At 39.8% G+C, this 19,032-nt stretch carries 16 protein-coding genes and 1 riboswitch; of the genes, 4 read left to right on the forward strand and 12 right to left on the reverse strand.

The annotated features are described in order from the left end of the window. Positions 1 to 255: helix-turn-helix domain-containing protein (locus tag D5F11_RS00005; protein WP_185830406.1), on the reverse strand; the 255-nt coding region annotated here is incomplete at its 3' end. A 254-nt stretch (positions 256 to 509) separates the two neighbouring features. Then, a complete protein-coding gene (locus D5F11_RS25720; RefSeq protein ID WP_185830407.1) occupies positions 510 to 665 on the reverse strand; it encodes a hypothetical protein in 156 nt (51 codons plus the stop codon). 188 nt (positions 666 to 853) lie between these two features. On the opposite strand from D5F11_RS25720, the gene D5F11_RS00010 reads away from it, so the two are divergent. Genes D5F11_RS00010 through D5F11_RS00020 form a run of 3 tightly spaced genes read left to right on the forward strand, consistent with a single transcriptional unit; the run spans position 854 to position 1,948 of the window. Beyond that, positions 854 to 1,084 carry a spore coat associated protein CotJA gene (locus D5F11_RS00010; RefSeq protein WP_120115101.1) on the forward strand — a complete coding sequence of 77 codons (231 nt, stop codon included), beginning with the start codon at positions 854 to 856 and terminating at the stop codon, positions 1,082 to 1,084. Further along, entirely contained in the window at positions 1,081 to 1,341 is a 261-nt protein-coding gene (locus D5F11_RS00015; protein ID WP_120115100.1) for a spore coat protein CotJB, read from the forward strand. The genes D5F11_RS00010 and D5F11_RS00015 overlap by 4 nt, the downstream gene beginning before the upstream one ends. Before the next feature lie 37 nt (positions 1,342 to 1,378). Continuing rightward, positions 1,379 to 1,948 (forward strand): manganese catalase family protein, encoded by a 570-nt coding sequence (locus D5F11_RS00020; RefSeq protein WP_120115099.1) that lies wholly within the window; start codon positions 1,379 to 1,381, stop codon positions 1,946 to 1,948. Positions 1,949 to 2,099: 151 nt separating this feature from the next. On the opposite strand, the gene D5F11_RS00025 is transcribed toward D5F11_RS00020, so the two are convergent. From D5F11_RS00025 to D5F11_RS00065, 9 genes are all read right to left on the reverse strand, one after another. Continuing rightward, the gene (locus tag D5F11_RS00025; protein WP_120115098.1) at positions 2,100 to 4,514 is read right to left on the reverse strand and encodes a sensor domain-containing protein; all 2,415 of its coding nucleotides are present in this window, start codon (positions 4,512 to 4,514) and stop codon (positions 2,100 to 2,102) included. A 213-nt stretch (positions 4,515 to 4,727) separates the two neighbouring features. Next, a complete protein-coding gene (locus D5F11_RS00030; protein ID WP_120115097.1) occupies positions 4,728 to 5,978 on the reverse strand; it encodes a beta-ketoacyl synthase N-terminal-like domain-containing protein in 1,251 nt (416 codons plus the stop codon). 296 nt (positions 5,979 to 6,274) lie between these two features. Then, positions 6,275 to 8,560, reverse strand: coding sequence for a 5-methyltetrahydropteroyltriglutamate--homocysteine S-methyltransferase (metE, locus tag D5F11_RS00035; protein WP_120115096.1), 2,286 nt, complete (start codon positions 8,558 to 8,560; stop codon positions 6,275 to 6,277). Positions 8,561 to 8,584: 24 nt separating this feature from the next. Beyond that, positions 8,585 to 10,438 carry a bifunctional homocysteine S-methyltransferase/methylenetetrahydrofolate reductase gene (locus D5F11_RS00040; RefSeq protein WP_120115095.1) on the reverse strand — a complete coding sequence of 618 codons (1,854 nt, stop codon included), beginning with the start codon at positions 10,436 to 10,438 and terminating at the stop codon, positions 8,585 to 8,587. Continuing rightward, entirely contained in the window at positions 10,422 to 11,579 is a 1,158-nt protein-coding gene (locus D5F11_RS00045; RefSeq protein WP_120115094.1) for a PLP-dependent transferase, read from the reverse strand. Before D5F11_RS00045 ends, D5F11_RS00040 begins: the two co-directional genes overlap by 17 nt. Positions 11,580 to 11,581: 2 nt before the next feature. Next, positions 11,582 to 11,812, reverse strand: coding sequence for a hypothetical protein (locus tag D5F11_RS00050; protein WP_120115093.1), 231 nt, complete (start codon positions 11,810 to 11,812; stop codon positions 11,582 to 11,584). 48 nt (positions 11,813 to 11,860) lie between these two features. Further along, a riboswitch (SAM riboswitch) is annotated at positions 11,861 to 11,969 on the reverse strand. Between the two features lie 210 nt (positions 11,970 to 12,179). After that, on the reverse strand, positions 12,180 to 12,635 hold the full coding sequence (locus D5F11_RS00055) for a DUF2663 family protein (protein ID WP_120115092.1): 456 nt from the start codon (positions 12,633 to 12,635) through the stop codon (positions 12,180 to 12,182). Positions 12,636 to 13,070: 435 nt separating this feature from the next. Continuing rightward, entirely contained in the window at positions 13,071 to 13,886 is an 816-nt protein-coding gene (locus tag D5F11_RS00060) for a LysM peptidoglycan-binding domain-containing protein (RefSeq protein WP_120115091.1), read from the reverse strand. A gap of 16 nt (positions 13,887 to 13,902) precedes the next feature. Beyond that, on the reverse strand, positions 13,903 to 14,490 hold the full coding sequence (locus tag D5F11_RS00065; RefSeq protein WP_120115090.1) for a CPBP family intramembrane glutamic endopeptidase: 588 nt from the start codon (positions 14,488 to 14,490) through the stop codon (positions 13,903 to 13,905). Between the two features lie 556 nt (positions 14,491 to 15,046). Between D5F11_RS00065 and D5F11_RS00070 the strand changes: the two genes are divergently transcribed. Beyond that, entirely contained in the window at positions 15,047 to 15,295 is a 249-nt protein-coding gene (locus tag D5F11_RS00070; RefSeq protein WP_120115089.1) for a ferredoxin, read from the forward strand. A 604-nt stretch (positions 15,296 to 15,899) separates the two neighbouring features. Here the strand turns inward: D5F11_RS00070 and D5F11_RS00075 are convergent. Continuing rightward, positions 15,900 to 18,902, reverse strand: a complete 3,003-nt coding sequence (locus tag D5F11_RS00075; RefSeq protein ID WP_120115088.1) for an efflux RND transporter permease subunit — start codon at positions 18,900 to 18,902, stop codon at positions 15,900 to 15,902. Positions 18,903 to 19,032 lie beyond the last annotated feature (130 nt).

Here is a 19,032-nt window from a genome sequence, read left to right on the forward strand (position 1 = left end):
AGCGAGGTTTTTAAGTGAAGATTGAATCGCAGTGCTGTCAACTTCTTTTAACCACACCAATTCCTTTTTAAGTTGTGGTAATTCAGCAGAACAAGCATTGTAGGTTAATCCTTTTCCTGTTTCCTTGTAGGCATCCTTCCACTTTGCTAAAAAATGATTGAATACGAAACGTGAACAGCCCATTGTTTTAGCAATGAGGATTTCTTGTTTTTTGTTTGGATATATGCGAAATTTGTACGCTTTGTTGACTAACATTCATTTCACCTCACAACAAGAACGTTTGTTTCCATTTTATCATAATGATACCAGTTTCGGCTATCGCCAACCGACATTCATCTCCCACTTACTCATTGGACTCCGCCCTTTATATTCCTCGAAGTGGGAGTCTTCTGTCGGAAAATGATAAAGTGTCCACTAAAACTATAATCATTGACTAAAGAACCGATCAGAATCACAAACCCTAAAAAGAAACAAGAAAATTCAGGTGAAAATATAGGATATCAAAAACCTCATTTATCAAATGCGCCTTGGCGTATTTGCGCCCAGATTTTATCGAGCTCCGCTCGATAAATTTCCTTTGAAAATCTGTGGCATCCGCCGGAGGCTTTAACTTTATTCAGCCGGGTTTTGAACCCCCACCGAATGGAATACCAATAGGCATTCATCTCACCACTTACAGAAGTGGGAGATTTCTGCTGAGTGAAGTTAAACAATTCGCTTTGAAGAAGCACCCTAAATTTTTTCGGTACTTTCAAAAAATACAAACCAATTAGATAGCGAGTATACTTTCAGGAATGTTTGACCGCACATCCCAATATAGTATTAAGGATGACATTTAGAAGGAGGTATTTCGATGCCTACACATTATAAAACATACACACCATATATCAGTCCATTTGATCCATGCCCGCCTATTAAGGTTAAATCATATTCCACTCCTCCCCACCTTTATTTAGGATTCCAACCACCCAATCTGCCTCAGTTTCCACCAAGAGAAGCATTGAGACATGGAACGCTTTGGAAAGTGTTTTATGATTCGTATTATAGCCCTTATGAAAGAGCAAAGGAGGGTTCTGACACATGAAGCAAATGCCTCCAGAATATTACAGGCAGTTGGAGGAGCTTCAGGTGATGGATTTTGTCATAGTTGAATTAGCTCTTTACCTGGATACACATCCAGGCGATATGGATGCTATCCGGCAATATAATGAGTATATAAAAAACAGAAGAGATTTTCTAAAGCAATTTGAAAAAGAATTCGGCCCCATCACAAGCTTCGGTTACAGCTATTCAAAGCATCCTTGGGAGTGGAAAGAAGCCCCATGGCCATGGCAAGTGTAAATTAACAAAACCATCATTCAAGGAGGTCCTCCCTTTTATGTGGGTGTATGAAAAAAAGCTGCAGTATCCAGTCCGTGTAAGTCAATGCAATCCAATGCTGGCAAAATTTTTAATTGAGCAGTATGGAGGTGCAGATGGTGAACTAGCAGCAGCTCTTCGATATTTAAATCAACGCTATTCCATTCCGGATTCAGTGATCGGGCTTTTAACAGATATCGGCACAGAGGAGTTTGCTCACCTCGAAATGATTGCCACTATGGTATACAAATTAACAAAAGATGCCACTCCTGAACAAATGAAAGAAGCAGGGCTCGGAGCTCATTACGCGAATCATGAAAAAGCATTGTTCTATAATAATGCCGCTGGTAATCCTTGGACAGCGACCTATATCCAGGCCAAGGGGGATCCAATCGCCGATTTGTATGAGGATATAGCCGCTGAAGAAAAAGCTCGTGCTACGTACCAATGGATCATTAACATGAGCGACGATCCGGACCTGAACGATGGATTGCGCTTTTTAAGAGAACGGGAAATCATTCATTCCCAACGCTTCCGCGAAGCAGTAGAAATTTTGAAAGAGGAACGGGATAGAAAGAAGGTATTCTAGTATTTCATCCGAATAGCTGATCTTTCTCCTAACTTTTGATAGCTTGAACGGCAGTGCTTCGTCGAAAAAACTCCGTCTGCACTTAATATGGCAAAATAGCATTTCTGTATACCAAGCAGGGGGCGAACTCCCCCTCTTTCGTCTTTAATTTTTATATCCCTCCACTTAAAGATTGCTTTAGACTTAAGAGCTTTCTTTCAAATTTTTCAGTTGTCATGGGGTAACCAACATAATAGCCTTGTGCATATTTACATGTAGTACCCAATAAAAACTCTAGGTCTGCCTTTGTTTCTACTCCTTCAGCAACCACCTTTAAATTCAAATGTTGAGCTAATGATAAAATACACTGTACAATGGCCGCATTCTCTTTATTGGTTGCAATGCCAGAGATGAATGACTTATCAATTTTTAAAATATTAATCGGATATTTTTGTAAGTAACCAAATGAAGAATATCCTGTACCAAAATCATCTATTGATATTTTTACTCCCAGATTTTTTAAAGCATGCAACTTCTTAATTGTAATCGAGTGGTCCATGATTGCTATACCCTCGGTGATTTCCAATTCGAGATATTGTGGATTAAGTTTTGTTTCGCTTAAAATTTGTGAAACGGATTCAACAAAGTTGTACTCATTAAACTGTTTCATCGAAACATTCACAGCTATTGTTAGAGGAGGAAAACCCTGTTCCTGCCACTTTTTATTTTGCCGGCATGCTTCTCTCATAATCCACTTCCCAAGCGGTAAAATTAAATTGGTTTCTTCCGCCAATGGAATAAATTCAGAAGGAGGAATATACCCGAATTCTTTGTTGTTCCATCTCACTAATGCTTCGACACCAGATATTCGTTCGTGTTCGAGATCCAATTGAGGTTGAAAATTCAATTCAAATTCATTATTTTCCAAAGCCATTCGCAACTGTTTCTGCAAAGTCACTTTACGTTGAAGATTCTGATTGATTTCTGGAGTGTAAAATTCAAATCCATTTTTTGTCTTTTCCTTCACAGAATACATGGCAGCATCGGCATATTTCATCAATTGAACGGCATGTCCCCCATTTTCAGGATATAAACTTATACCAATACTGGGTGTAATGAATAAACTATATTTTTCAACCAAAATGGATTGTTTAAATAGATCAAGAACATCATTGGCCAGTTTTGAAACAGATTGAATTGAACAATTTTGAAAGATGAAAGTAAACTCATCTCCGCCTATGCGGTATACCCTGACGTCGCGATCACATTTATTTATAACCAATTGAAGGAGGTATGATATTTCTATTAAGAGTAAATCGCCTATATCATGTCCCAATGTATCATTTATATTTTTAAAACCATCTAAGTCCATATAGAAAAGAGCCATTTGATTATTCTGTTTTTTCGCCGCCTTGATTGCCTGACACAAGTCCTCATCGAATAGCCGGCGATTCGGCAATTGCGTTAAAGAATCATGATAGGCGAGATTTTTAATTTTCTCTTCCTGCTCCTTTAACTCGGTAATATCGGTTGAAACCCCCAAAACCAAATTGTCATCGATGGTCCGGATAGGTATTCTAAACGTTTTTAACCATTTTTTGTTGCCATATTGATCTTGTATTTCTTCCTCATGTGCAACGAGTTCATTTGAGGTTTTACTTTCTTCCTTCGCAAGAAGATCTGAACTTCTTTTTTCCAACTTTGAAATATCCTCTTCAGTTTTACCAATCATATCGTGTGAGTTAAAACCATGTAAATCTGCAAATGCCTTATTTGCCAATGCATAGGTTCCATCCTGCTTGATAGCATAAATATAGTTTGGATTTACATCAATCAACTTCTGTAAAAAACTCCTTTGATTGTCCAATGCTTTATTCATCTTATTTACCACTTGGACATGTAGTCGTAATGAAAGAATAAAGATGGAAATCGCAAAAAATCCGACAGCAAATCCACTTGGATATAATCTGGTTTCCGGGATAATGTTTAACATTCCAAAAGCATATCCCATGGTAATCGCAATGATGAAATAGAATAGGAATGATTTATATTCGTCATTTTTCATTTTCAAAATCAGCATGACACAAGCTACAATACTTACAACGAACAGGGCTACATTTGAATGGAACGCCCATGAATGTGTGCCATAAATAGGAAAGTAAAAACCCGCATGGCTACCCGTTTCTATCAGAATAATTTCCTCAATGCCTTTTTTACTCCATCCCATTAAATAAACAATAAAACTCCAAACATAAAATAAAAATACAACATATTTGTTAACGAACAATTTCCACCCGCCCCCGAGATCATCCGTTACCAATTCTTTTTCGATTGAATAAGCGAAATGAAATAATGCCGGCGATAACATAATGGATCCAATCCGGAGCAGCCTAAACAGAAAATCTATTGTTTCTTTGGAGAGGAAAGTGTATGCATACAAAACGGTTACATCAAATTGCCAAATACTTGCAAAAAATAAAAAGAGAAACAGAATACGTGACAGCTTTTTCTCCTTAAGAATTTTTAATAATAAAAAACCAATTAATAAGGGAATAACAGCAATTAAAGTAGATATGAGTAAGTTCATACTTCCACTCCCCAAAAATCAAATGCGCCTTAGCGTATTTGTGCCCAGATTTTATCGAGCTTAAGCTCGATAAATTTCCTCTGAAAATCTGTGGCATCCGCCGGAGGCTTTAACTTTATTCAGCCGGGATTTGACCCCCACTGAATAGAATACCAATTTGCATTCATCTCACCACTTGCAGAAGTGGGAGACTTCTGCTGAATGAAGTTAAAGCTAAAATTTATTAATCAGAATACATGTATTGTTACCGCCAAGACCATGCGATGTTACCGCAACTCTGTTCACAGGTTGATAAATCGTTTCATAAACAATCGGTAAACTTTCAAATCCTGTACCCTTTGTAAATAAAGTGGGAGGGATAAAATTATATTCCATAGAAATTAAAGCGGAAATGACTTGTATGACTCCCATAGCTCCAAATGAATGCCCGATTGAGCCTTTAATTGATGAAATTGGTACAGATTCCCCAAATAAATGTTGATGGACGAAACATTCTATTTGATCATTTACATGCAGTCCCAAAGCCTGGCTGTTTACATAATCAGGGACTTGGTTGTTAACCGCCTGTTTCATGGCACTGAGCATCATATTACCTGATGTATCTTTATGGAACATCTGTGAGCCTTCATTATTGGATGAGATGCCTTCAATCTTTCCATATATGGTTGCTCCTCTTGCTATAGCATCCTCTTCTCTTTCCATTATAAGGACACCAGCTCCTTCGGCCATCACAAAACCTTTATGTTCACTTGAGAAAGGTACCCCGGTTTGCCCAATTTCTGTATTGATTTCCACCTGACGTAATTTGTTAAAACCGAAAGTTGACCATTGTCCAAGGGGAGCGTCAGCGCCCCCAACGATACAAATATCCGTTTGATTTTGCTCCAACAGCAGCTTCCCTAACAGGATCGCATCCGAACCTGCGGTACAACCGGTCGTTAGCGTAAACACATGCCCATTCGTACCAAGATGTGATGCAACGGAAGAGGAGATCGTATGTGAATCCACTATTGCAACACCATGAAGGGGGTACTTCTTAAAATCAGTCGCCCAAACGGAATATTTTTCGATTTCTTTTATACTGCCAACCGCCGTTCCGATAATGACGGACATCCGAGAAGGATCTTTTCCTGACACTTCAGCCATTTCGATAGCATCATCAGACGCAGCCATTGCAAGCCGACTTACCTTTGAATAACGCTTGTAATTTCGTTCCTTTATCGTTAAAAATTCACGGGGGATAATACCCGCAACAATATCAGAGTCATTAGGTCCTATTCCTTTTAATAAATCAAGTTTACAAATTCCTTTTTCCAGAGTTTCCTTAAACCCTTCTTTATCATCAATATCCGGAGCTTTTATCCCATACCCCGTGATAACAATATCCCCCATGCAATCACCCGGATTTCTTTTGTTTTTAAGATTCATTTTTTTGATAATAATCACTATCTGTAATGCACCCATATATCCTTTTAAAGTTAATATTTTACTATATTTCCTATAAACAGTCGATTTTCGTCGAACTTCTCTAATTTTCGTACCTTTAGACGCGTGTCCTTATACTTATCAAAAACATATTTTAGAATATTCAATCAAAAAAGCGCATATGAACACATGTTGAAGAGGTCGTTATAAGAAAACTAAAAAAGTGAGCAAAAACAAACCCGAGTACTTCAAATTGAAAGTACCCAGGCTGGGTTTCATTAACTCGCTTTAGCAAAAATACGATTTATTGAATTTGTCGAATCTCCTGAACTTGTTTATTTCGATTGGACACCAATCAATTGTACTTCCCTGATCTCTTTTGCCGCTGCTACCATATTTTTAAGGGCAGCAATGGTTTCTGCTTCTTGTCTTGTTTTTAATCCACAGTCCGGATTAATCCAGTATTGACTGACTGGAATGGTTTGTAATGCACGGTTAACATTAGCCTTTATTTCTTCTTTGCTTGGGACGCGTGGACTATGAATATCATAGACACCAAGTCCGATTTCTTTATCGTACGTATTTTCTTCAAAGGTTGAGATCAGTTCTCCATGACTCCTAGAGGTCTCAATAGAAATCACGTCAGCATCCAACGCGCTGATAGCTTCGAAGATGTCCTGAAAATCCGAGTAACACATATGCGTGTGAATTTGGGTGCTGTTTTGCACAGAAGCGGTAGCGAGCTTGAATGCATTCACTGCCCTTTGCAAGTATTGATTCCATTTCTCCACTTTGAGCGGCAGGCCTTCTCTTAATGCCGGCTCATCAACTTGGATAATCTTTATCCCATTTTTCTCAAGCTCTTCGATTTCCAGGCGTAGTGCCGCGGCAATTTGATCTAAAACGTCAAATCGGGAAATATCATCCCTGACAAAAGACCAATTTAATATAGTGACCGGTCCTGTCAGCATCCCTTTTACTTTTTTCTCGGTCAGCTTCTGTGCATACACACTTTCCTTCACTGTCATAGGCTTATCAAATGAAACATCTCCAAAAATGACTGGTGGCCTGACACATCTGGACCCATATGATTGAACCCATCCGAATTTTGTCACTAAAAATCCATCTAATTTTTCACCGAAGTATTCAACCATATCCGTACGCTCAAATTCACCATGAACTAATACATCCAAACCGATTTCTTCCTGGATATCGATCCATTTCTTGATTTCACTTTGAATATATTCTTCATATGTCTGATCAGTAATGTCCCCTTTACGCCACTTCAACCTTTCCCTTCTAACCTCAGCCGTCTGCGGCAGACTCCCAATGGTTGTTGTAGGCAGTAACGGAAGCTGGAGTTGTTCCTTCTGTATACTGATTCTTTCCTTAAACGGGAGCTTGCGGTCAGTGTTTAAACTGCCTGCCGGATTTGCATCTGTTTGTTTACGATAGTCTGAATGATTCAACGCCTCAATCGCGTTTACACTTTCTTCAATTTCTAAAAGGATAGCTTCTTTCCCGCTTCCAAACCCTTTGGCCAAGAGTGCAATTTCATCCAGCTTCTCATCAGCAAAAGAAAGAGCGTCTTTAATAACGGGATCCAAAGTTTTTTCGCTTTCTGTTGTTACAGGCACGTGAATCAATGAAGAAGAAGCCTGCACAATAATTCTTTCCTTATCAACAATATTTCCGATGGACTCTAACAGCCCGGACTGGTGATTTAGGTTCTGACGCCAAACGTTCCGTCCGTCGATCACACCAGCAGCGAGTATTTTGTCTTTAGGAAATCCGTGCTTGCTTAAGAGATCCAAAGAATTTCCATGCACAAAATCAAGGCCGATTGCCGTTGCTGGCAAGTTCACAATGGTCTCGTACGAGTCGACTGATTCAAAATAGGTTTGAATGATAATGTTGATTTCCGGTATCTCTTTTGCAAACGTCTCATATACATATTCGGCTTGCTCAAGATCTTCTTGCGTCAAAGCAGTTGAAAATATTGGCTCGTCGATCTGGATCCATTTAACCCCTGCCTCTTTCAGTTCCTTTATAACTTGTATATATAAAGGCAGAAATTCCTGAACAATTGAAGGGAACTCATTATCTTCATACCCTTTTCCCAGTTTAATAAATGTGATCGGTCCCAATAGGACTGGTTTTCCCTCGATCCCCAATTCCTCTTTTGCTTCTTTGTAGAAGCTAAGCGGACGATTCTCTTTTAATGAAGGCTTCGATTCATTGAATTCAGGAACGATATAATGATAGTTTGTATTGAACCATTTCGTCATTTCCGATGCTACAGCATCATGGGTTCCACGCGCAATGGCGAAATAAGTCTCCAATTGAGTTCTTGTATCGTCCTCCTGGAACCTCTTTGGAATCACTCCAAACGTGACGGAGGTGTCAAGAACATGATCATACAATGAAAAGTCCCCTACCGGAATTAGGTCAATCCCTTTTTCTTTCTGCTTCCGCAATCCTTCCAAACGGATCGCTTTCGTTTCCTCCAGCAGTTCTTTTTCAGAAATTTTCCCACTCCAAAATTTTTCCAGTTCCCTTTTCCACTCTCGCTGCTCTCCGATTCTTGGATAACCTAAATTTGAACTAAAAACCTTCGCCATACTATTTCCTCCTAATTTCATCGTTTATGATAAAACGAATTGAGATTGTTTTTTCGCATCCAATTCCTTTGTTCTTTGCTGAATATATTTTGCTAATTCGACACTCAACTCATAACGAATGAATGGTGTGATCAAATAGATTCCATTAAAATACTCAATAGCTGTGTCTATTAATTCCTTTGCTATGTCTAATCCTGTTCGGAGCTCCTGCTCCGGGCTTTTAGCAATGGCTATTCTTTTTCGCGTTTCGTCTGTTAATTTAATTCCAGGAACTTCATTATGAAGAAACTCAGCATTTTTTGAAGAAACTAGCGGCATAATCCCGATATATATGGGAGCCTTAATATGTTTGGTCGCTTCCCTTGTCTCAATAATTTTTTCACGGCTGAAAATAGGCTGTGTTAATACATAGTCCGCTCCAAACTGGATTTTTTTCTCCAGACGCTCCGTTGATTTCTTAATATTATGGACATTTGGATTAAAGGCTGTCGCCACATGAAAGTTTGTTTTCTGTTTGAGAGATTTTCCGGAAAAGGAAACACCTTCATTACATTGCTTGATCAGCTTGATCAGATCAAATGATGTTACATCAAAGACAGATGTTGCGCCTGGAAAATCTCCTATCTTCGTCGGATCACCAGTGATCGCCAATATATCCCGAATTCCCAATGTGTGCAAACCCATTAAGTGAGACTGCAACCCAATCAAGTTACGGTCCCGGCATGTCACATGAACCAGCGAAGAAAGGCCGATGTCCCTCTTGACGAGCGATGCCATTGTTTTATTGCATATCCTGGGAGATGCAAGAGAATTATCAGCTACTGTCAAGCCATCGATTCCGGCTTCTTTCAGCGCCTTTGCCCCTTCAAAGAATCTTCTTGTGTCCAAATCTTTTGGAGTATCGAGCTCTACAATAATCGAGCGCTTCGTTTTGACTTTCTCAAATAACGTCAATTCATCAAGCTTTTTTGTTTCTGCTATTTCAATTCTTGCTTGCTCTTTGACCTTCTTTTTCTTAATCGGCTTTAGTCCCTGTATGCCTTCCTTCATGGATCGGATATGGTCAGGAGTTGTTCCGCAGCAGCCTCCCATCAAGCGAACTCCTTCATCCCGGAAATGGGCCGCAAATTTCTTGAAGTATTCCGGCTCAGATTTGTAAAGTAACTTTCCATTCCGAAACTCCGGTAGACTTGAATTCGGATATGCTGATAAGAAGGCTTTTTCTGGGATAGGGACGGTCTCTAAAGCTTTTAGCACATGATACGGCCCCAGCCTGCAATTCACCCCGACCACATCAGCTCCTAAATCCTCCAAACGTTTAATAGCCTCAGATAACAGAATTCCATTTTCAAGGACTCCAGGCTCATGCATGGACACATTTGTAATGATCGGTATATTGGTCACTTGACGCGCTATCTTGAGTACAGTGATCAATTCATCGAGGTCATAATACGTTTCCAACAGAAGGCCGTCCACGTTCTCAAATAGAAGACAATACAGCTGTTCTCTGAAACTTCGTTTAATCTCCTCCGACAGCTCTGAATGAAATCTTGCTCCATGAATTCCACCGATCGTTCCAATTACAAAGGCATCCTTTTTTGCTGCCCTTCTTGCAATTTTAACTGCTTCGCTGTTGATTTCCTTGACGCGTTCTTCCAAACCATATCTGTTCAGTTTAATATAATTGGCGCCATAAGTATTTGTTTGAATTACTTCTGCGCCAGCTTTCAAATATTCTTCGTGAATGTGAAAAATACCATCCGGATGAGTGAGATTCAATTCTTCGAAGCAGCGGTCTATACCGTATGAATAAAGCAGTGTGCCTGTCGCCCCGTCACCAATCAATATTCTTTCTTTTAAACTATCTAACAGATTCAACTTGACCACCTCCTCTTTCTTTTGTTGAAGGCGCCAATCTATCTTTTTCTAATTGATTGAAAGCTTGCTCTAAATCTGAAATCAAGTCATCTGCATGTTCGATTCCTACTGAAATACGCAGAAGACGGCTGCTAAGACCGTAGCTTTTTCTGGTTTCCTCTGGAATATCATCATGCGTCTGTGTTGCCGGGTATGTAATCAAACTTTCCACACCCCCCAAACTCTCAGCAAAGGTGAAAATCTTCAATGCGCTTAAAAACGGAGAGACCCATGATTCATTGGCGATTTCAAAGCTGACCATGCCCCCTTTTCCAGGGTAATGCACGGTTGTCACTAATGGATGCTGGATTAAATATGAATGAATCTTTCTCGCATTTTCCTCATGCTGCCTCATGCGCAAGGCCAATGTTTTCATCCCCCTGATCAGCAGCCAGGAGTCAAACGGCCCAAGCACCGCTCCGCAGGTGTTATGAATTTCAAATAGCTTTGTGCTCAACTCCTCATCACCCGAAACGACCAAGCCAGCCAGGAGATCATTATGGCCGCCCAAATATTTGGTTGCACTATGAATGACTATATCTGCACCCCACTCTATCGGCCTTTGAATCAGTGGAGTGTAAAACGTATTATCAACAATTAACAGTAGTCCGTTTACTTTTGCAATTTCGGCTAAAGCGCGGATATCTGTTTCCTTCATCAATGGATTAGTGGGTGTTTCAATAAATAAAGCTTTCGTATTAGATTGAATCAGCGGATGAATGCTTTCATGTTCTTGATTCCAAAAGGAAAATTGCAAATGATAATTGGTTGAAAACCATTCAAACATCCGATATGAGCCACCGTACAAGTCTCTGACCGCGATAATGTGATCTTCAGATGTAAATAAGGAAAAAACTAATTGAATCGCACTCATTCCAGAGCTGCAGGCAAATCCCCGATTCCCTTTTTCCAATTCCGCTATTGATCGTTCAAGGACATCGCGTGTAGGATTTCCAGTTCTGATGTAATCATAGCCATTTGACAAACCGATATTTTGATGGCGGTATGGTGCTGATAAATAAATGGGAGTGTTGATTGCCCCAAGTGGTTCTTTTCTGTCATTCCCCGTTTGGACAAGCAGAGTTTCCCTTTTTAAAGACAATGTTATTCTCCTTCCCAGATGAGATAATCAAATGCGCCTTGGCGTATTTGCGCCCAGATTTTATCGAGCTCCGCTCGATAAATTTCCTTCGAAAATCTGTGGCATCCGCCGGAGGCTTTAACTTTATTCAGCTGGGGTTTGAACCCCCACTGAATGAAATACCAATAGGCGTTCATCTCACCACTTGCAGAACTGGGAGACTTCTGCTGAATGAAGTTAAAACCCTTTTTCAAAAGAAAAAGGCCTTCCCAACAAGAAGAAGCCCCAAATTAATAGGTTTCTTCTCATCTTCCAAGTTGTTTCCAACTTGATGGATTTAGCACCTTTCCGCATGAAGCGGTGGTTGCTGAGGCGTCATAGGGCCATTCCCTCAACCTCTCTTGATAAGAAAAAAACTGCCATATCAAATTTTATCCTTCCCCAAACAACAAAAAACCGAAAATACAAGCCTAAAAAAGGCTGTATTTCCGGTTGACCGGTCAATACTATTTTTATTGTGTTGGTAAGTTAAATCGAATTATATCCGGTTAACTTCTATTTGTCAACAGCGTTTTCAAAAATACTTTGCACCCATACGAGCAAGTAGCTTCACATGCTATTTCACTTACTTTCATAATATAAATTAATGTCGTACTTTTTTTTCATCTCATCAAAAACGCGATGACGGCTGCTCCAATGCTCCTCATTCCAAATATCATGGCTTTTTTCGATGATTTCACATCTTAAATCATGGAATTCAGTTTCAGCCTTCTCTTTTTTCTCGAAATAAAATTTTAAGGCTCCAAACAAAAGAACTCCCATCAAAAAAAGAAAAATAAGATGGTTTGTCCCTAGCAATGCGGTAATACTGTTCATGATAGAATAGTCGTTTGGAATAACGACGAGTGGGTAGCAGATAAATAACAGGGTCAGACAATATAGTATGAAAAATGACAGAATAAAGAAATGGGTATTTTTATAATGGTCATATTTCATTTTTCTCTCAATTAAGTGTAGCATCATTCTTTTCGTTGCTTCGTCCACCTGCTCATCAAGTGTAAGCCTCACTTTGTCCATACGATCCCCCCCATAAGAAAAGCGAAAGGCCTCAGCCTTAGGCGACAAACAGAAGGCGAATTTTGATGAGGGAGCTCCTCAGCCATCACAGCAAAGCTGCTAATTACATCGTGAAAAGCTTCCTTGAATAAGCTGTGCCGCAGGAGTACATTCTTCCTGAATAAACTTCCGCATGACTTGATCCTTGCGCTGATGGCGCCTGGCCGACTCAGACCGCCACATCCTGTGGCTTCGCTTGCACTAGTTCCTGTACGTCGGCCGGCTCAAGCAGCGACGTCCTGTCGCTTCGCCTGCACTAGTACTTCCTGTACGGCGCAGCTAGACAGATAAAATCTTAATTCGAACAAAATATTTTATCTAATTTTATACTTTCTTACCCTTTCAAAAAGCCCCTCATCTTAATCATATGAGGGGCTAATCCACTTTATGAAACTATTAGGGCAGTGGGATTTTCAATGTTTGGCCAACACTGATTTCATTGCCTGCAAGTCCATTTGCCTGTCTTATTTTTTCAACACCTGCTTGGGAACCATAATATTTCAGCGCAATCCGGAAGAGGTTCTCTCCTTGCTGGACTGTATGGTAAGTGACATTCCCTTCAGTATTTTCATTGTTGGCCTGATTTTGTTCTTCCTGCTGATTCACTGGTGGTTTTTCAGATTCTGCTGCTTTAGCCTGTTCTTCTTTCTTTGCTGCTTCTCTCTTAGCCGCTTCTTTTTTGGCTGCTTCTTGCCTGGCTTTTTCTTTCTCAGCAGCTTCTCTTTTAGCTTTTTCTCTTTTGGCTGCTTCTCTTTTAGCTTTCTCTTTCTCTGCTTCTCTTTTAGCTTTCTCTTTCTCTGCTTGCTCTTTTTTGATTTTTTCTTGTTCGTTTTCCTCTTTTTTGTCGGATTCATCGGCTGATTTTTCCGTTTCCTTTTCTTTTTTGTCTTCTGTTTTAGACTCCTTTTCCATCACTGAATCTTCTGTTTCAAAAGAAACTTCTTCCCCCGAACTACTGTTTGCAGGATTCGCTTTGGAGCGATCCCCATTGTTGATGATTGACAGTATCACGATCGGGAGCATTAATAAAATAAGCAAAAGAACAAGCGGTATAGAAACTTTTTTCTTCTTTTCATTCCCGTTACGAGCTGTATTCGGATTTCTCTTTTCTCTGTGATAATCAGCTCTTGAAGGGAGCGCATCTTTTCCTGTATCCTGTTCGTTTTCGTTATCGGCCATTTGCCGATTTAGACGATTTTGATTCATTTCCATCTTTAATCCCCTCTTCTTACAAATCCTTTCGGAAAGAACCGAACTTTATATATATCCCCAACAAAAAGTCTATCGTAAAATGCATGGCGATTACCGGCCACAGCAGCTGACCAGCCAAGTTATAGACAATGCCAATCCAGAAGCTCAATAAAATGACATTCACCAATAAATACCAATGAGACCAATATCGCAAATGAATAATAGCGAAAATAATGCTTGCTGCCACTAGTCCTACGGATGTTTGCACAATCCCTCGAAACAGCAGCTCTTCTGTAAAAGCAATGACGAAAGCTACAATAGGAATCTGCCATAAAGGCATCGATTTGAATATTTTATTATTGATTCCACCATCGTCATAATACTTTTCCGGCAATAGATTCATCATAATAATATCAATGCTTACTACTACTGCACCATTAACAATCCCCCAAACAAACCACTTGAAATCAAATTTGAATTTCTGACCAATTTCAGCCATATCAAAAATGAAGGCCCCTATTACTAAGGAAATCCCCAGTAATATGAATTGGGTTAAATATAAATGGACTGTAAGCTCCCGATGAGTCATCTGGTCGATGAGCTCTGACTGTCTGCTTTTTCTCATGTAAAATCACTCTTTTTAATCAAATGCGCCTTGGCGTATTTGCGCCCATATTTTATCGAGCTTAAGCTCGATCAATTTCCTCTGAAAATCTGTGGCATCCGCCGGAGGCTTTAACATTATTCAGCCGGGGTTTGAACCCTCGCTGAATAAAATACCAATTTGCATTCATCTCACCACTTACAGAAGTGGGAGACTTCTACTGAATGAAGTTAAACCAATTATCCATCATATGTATGAGATAGCCCTCCCTTTATTTCCCAGCGCTCCAGGTATGCACAATGCCTCGTTAAACATCTTTTGTGAAAAAATTTGCATTATGCTGTTCTTTGCTTTGAATAAAAAAGAAAAGGTTTCTTTAATTTTATCACGAATTGGTTTTTTCGACTATGTTCTCTATGATCTTCCGTGGAATAAAATAGTTCGACAAATTCATTACAGCTTTCTTTTATGTTGAAATGTTGTTTCCAGAGGATTAATATATGTATAGAAATAAATCTTCATGCCAATTATGTTATCCAAACAACATTGACATAGATGAGTGATAGGAGGATTAAAAGTGGCCAAGTTTACAATGGTCGACCAAGACACCTGTATTGCCTGTGGTGCTTGCGGAGCTGCAGCCCCTGATATATATGACTATGATGACGAGGGGTTGGCATATGTCGTCCTTGATGACAATAAAGGCATTGCGGAAGTTCCTGATATTTTGGAAGATGATATGATAGATGCATTTGAGGGCTGTCCAACCGAATCTATAAAGGTTGCCGACGAACCATTTGACGGAGATCCATTAAAGTTCGAATAGATTTCATTAAAGGAGCCCGTCTAAAAAGTCCCTAACATTAATCAGTCGGAGGAAAACGTTTTTCGTTTTTCTCCGACTGATTTGCATTTGTGGGGGGTCCGCCCGAAAGCAGCCAGCGGATGCCTCCACTTTCAAGATATTGTGAGCCATTGCCACAATCCATCTTCAATGGGATACAGATCTTTTTCCTCACTTCTATAGTCAATTAGCGACAGAAGCATAATGAAAATACGGGAACAAGAGGCCAGTTTGGCTGAAATACTGTATGAAAAAAAGGGATACTATCTGGAAAAAGCCATACTGTCCTACTTCGATCAAATACTGGTCAAGCAAGAGGTGATACATCCAAAAAAAGTGAAATACTATTCGCTTTTACCATAATACTGGCAAAAAAAAAGAAATACTGTCCAGACAGGAATGATATCCAAAAAATGGGATGACTTTCTTTTATCTTAGAAGTTCGTCCACTAATCGTGACTGCTTTTATTAGAAACCACATATGATAGGCATTTTTCTCTACTGTCAGTGACCATTTTTATTGGAAACATCAAAGAACGGGCACTAAGCCCGTCCTAACGTCCACTTACTTTTCTGGACAGCCACTTTACATTGCAATGTCAGTTTCTTTCGCCAATCGCTGTTTTTTTGCTTTTTTAAAATGAAATAGCTCATATACTACAGGGATGATGACTAATGTCAGTAAAGTTGCAGCTGACAATCCACCAATAACAACAACAGCTAACCCTTTCGAAACAATACTTCCCATTTCTTCTTTGCCGATTAAAAGTGGGATCATGGCAAAGATAGTAGCCAAAGCTGTCATGATGATTGGCCGGAACCTTGTAGCACCCGCCTCAAGCAAAGCTTGTCGAATTGGCATCGTCTTTTCATTCTGCCTTACCCGGTCAAGTAAGACAATTGCATTTGTCACGACAATTCCTATCAGCATAAGTGCCCCAATCATAGCTCCAATATCAATAGGTGTCCGGGAAATAAGAAGTCCAAGAATGGCACCGATTAAAGCCAACGGCAATGTAAACAGAATAACGAGTGGAGCCCGAAGCGTTTTAAATGTGAGAACCATAATCAAATAGACAAGGCCGATGGAGACAGCCATCAATTGGAATAATTCCATAAACTGTTCCGACTGTGCACTTGCTGCTCCCCCATATTCCAGTGAAATTCCATCAGGCAAAGACAATTTAGCTGCCTTCATATTGACCTCATTCGCTATTTTAGACAGATTTTTCGGGTCTGCCTCCACACTAACACGAACATATTCCTTGTTATCTTTCCGGAGAACACTTGTCGGTTTCTCCGCTCTCTCGATTTTTGCAATTGAGGAGAGCTTCACTGGTTTTTCATTAGCAATAACAGATATTTCCTTTAATTCGCTCTCTGAAGTCGGATGAATAGAGCTGTCAAGCAACACCGAAGTATCTTTGCCATCCAGTTTGATCATACCGATTGGAAATGGGTTAAGCACCATCTGCACTTGCCTTGCCACTTCCTCTGTGTTTACCTTCTTCTGATCAATATTAATATCATAGACCGTTTTTAGCTTATTTTGATTGCTTGTAACTTTTTCTACTCCATCGATTCCCTTTACTTCATCCATCACTTGCTTGGATGCTTTGATTAGTTTGTTGGGGTCGTTTCCGACGACATCCAATGTGATCGTTGAATCACTAAAGTTTACAAGGGATGCAAACATTATGTCGAAATCCGCATCTGCGTACTTTTCTTTTTGCTGATCTATCTTTTCCATCATTTTTTCAGTATTTGCGTCTTTCTTCATCACTACGTGGAAGCTTCCCTGATTTTGTGAATTGATCTGGCTAAACTGTGCATCCTCCGGATTCGAGCCAAGGAAGGTAATGACTTCTTTCACTTCAGGCTGATCCATCAAAAAGGACTCAAATTCAAAAGTTTCATCCTTTACTTTTGAAAAAGGAACATCATCTGGGTAGACCATACTTACGGAAACATCATTATCCGCAGCATCAGCCGCTCCTTTCGGCATAACGACGTACATGCCAACCGCTCCGGCAAAAATAAAGAAAGAAAGTATAAGCGGTACCCATTTATGCCTTAAACTCCAATCTAATATTTTAATATACCGTTTTGGTTTCTTATATACTGGCATTTTTCCCTGCTTCAACATCCGTGAACTCATGAGCGGAACAACGACCAACGCAACAAGAAGTGAGGAAAGAAGCGCATATGTAATTGTCAGCGCAAACGGGAGCAATAATTCTTCAAGTGACTTCACAAGTCCCATTGGTAAAAATACGGCAACGGTTGTCAAAGTCGATGAAGTAATCGCCGCTGCAACCTCTTTTGTTGAGGTCACAATTACTTCTTTGGAAAAATCTCCGCCTTGAGCTTTTCTGAATATGTTTTCTATCACAACAATACTGTCATCCACCAAGCGGCCCACAGCAACGGCAACTGCGCCAATTGTCAGCACATTCAACGTAATTCCGGATTGTGAAAGCAAAAATAAAGTCAATCCGAGAGATAACGGGATGCTCACAATGGTGATGAGTGTCATCCGAATATGCCGTAAAAAGACGAAAATAACAATTGTGGCAAATAAAGCTCCGATGAGTACTGCCTGCATCATGCTATCTACAGAATTAACTATAAATTCAGAAAATGAAATAAGCATAGACGCTTCGATGGTAGGATTAAATTCCTTATTCACCTTTTCCATTGTTTGTTCTACTTTTTTACCAATTGAGACAGCATTGGCATTGGACTCTTTATGAAGAAGCAGCGCTACGGCTTCCTCTCCATTCACCCGCGTGAAAAATGTTTCACTTGAATCACTAATACTGACCTTTGCAATATCTTTCAGTCGAATTTCCGATGCAATCTGCATGTTCTCGAGTTCTTTTATTCCGTCAATCTGTCCAACCACTTTCAAATTGGCTTTTCGGTCATCAATGGCTTCTTCACCTACAGCCACTGCGAGGTTCTTTCCTTGTAGAATCCCCATCAAAGCTTGAACAGGAATATGGTAATCGGTCATTTTTTTCTGATCAAGTGTGATATTCACCTGTGTCTGTTGTTTCCCATGTACAAGCACATTAGACACACCTGAGATCCCCTGAAACATTGGAATGATCTCATTTTCTATTTTCTCCATGTCATCTCGATCGATTCCTTTCGGAAAGGAAAGCCCGATTTGCCATAAAGGAATCATATCCAAGTTTAACTGTGAAACGATTGGTTTCGTATATTCCTCTGGAAGCTCAATACCAGCTAATGCCTCTTGAACCTGAGTTTTAGCTTCTTTCATATCAACCGAAGGATCTAGTGTAATATCTATGGATGAATACCCATCTGCAGACGTGGAAAATACATGTTTTTTACCTTTAACTGATCCAATCGCTTTCTCTATAGGCTTTGTAACTTGTTCAGCCATGGTATCTGCATCTGTCCCCTGCCCCATGACAATGACGGTTACCGCAGGGTTATTTGCGGAAGGCATAAACTCCTTTGGCAATGTAAAGTAACTGAGTGCTCCAAGCCCCAAAACCAAGACAGTCATCAAAATGACAGCTGCCTTATTTTTTAAAGCCCAAGTTGTAAATCTAATCATTCATTTCCCCCTCAAAAAGTATTACTCCCACAACATCCAGTATAATTTATTCTCTGATTTATCATATAGACTTAAGTCGTAATTTTTCTTACTCCTTTGTATTTAGTTAGAGGAGAAAGCCGCACACCTT

This window comes from Siminovitchia terrae, assembly GCF_003605405.2.
GTDB classification, from domain to species: Bacteria; Bacillota; Bacilli; order Bacillales; family Bacillaceae_C; genus Siminovitchia; species Siminovitchia terrae.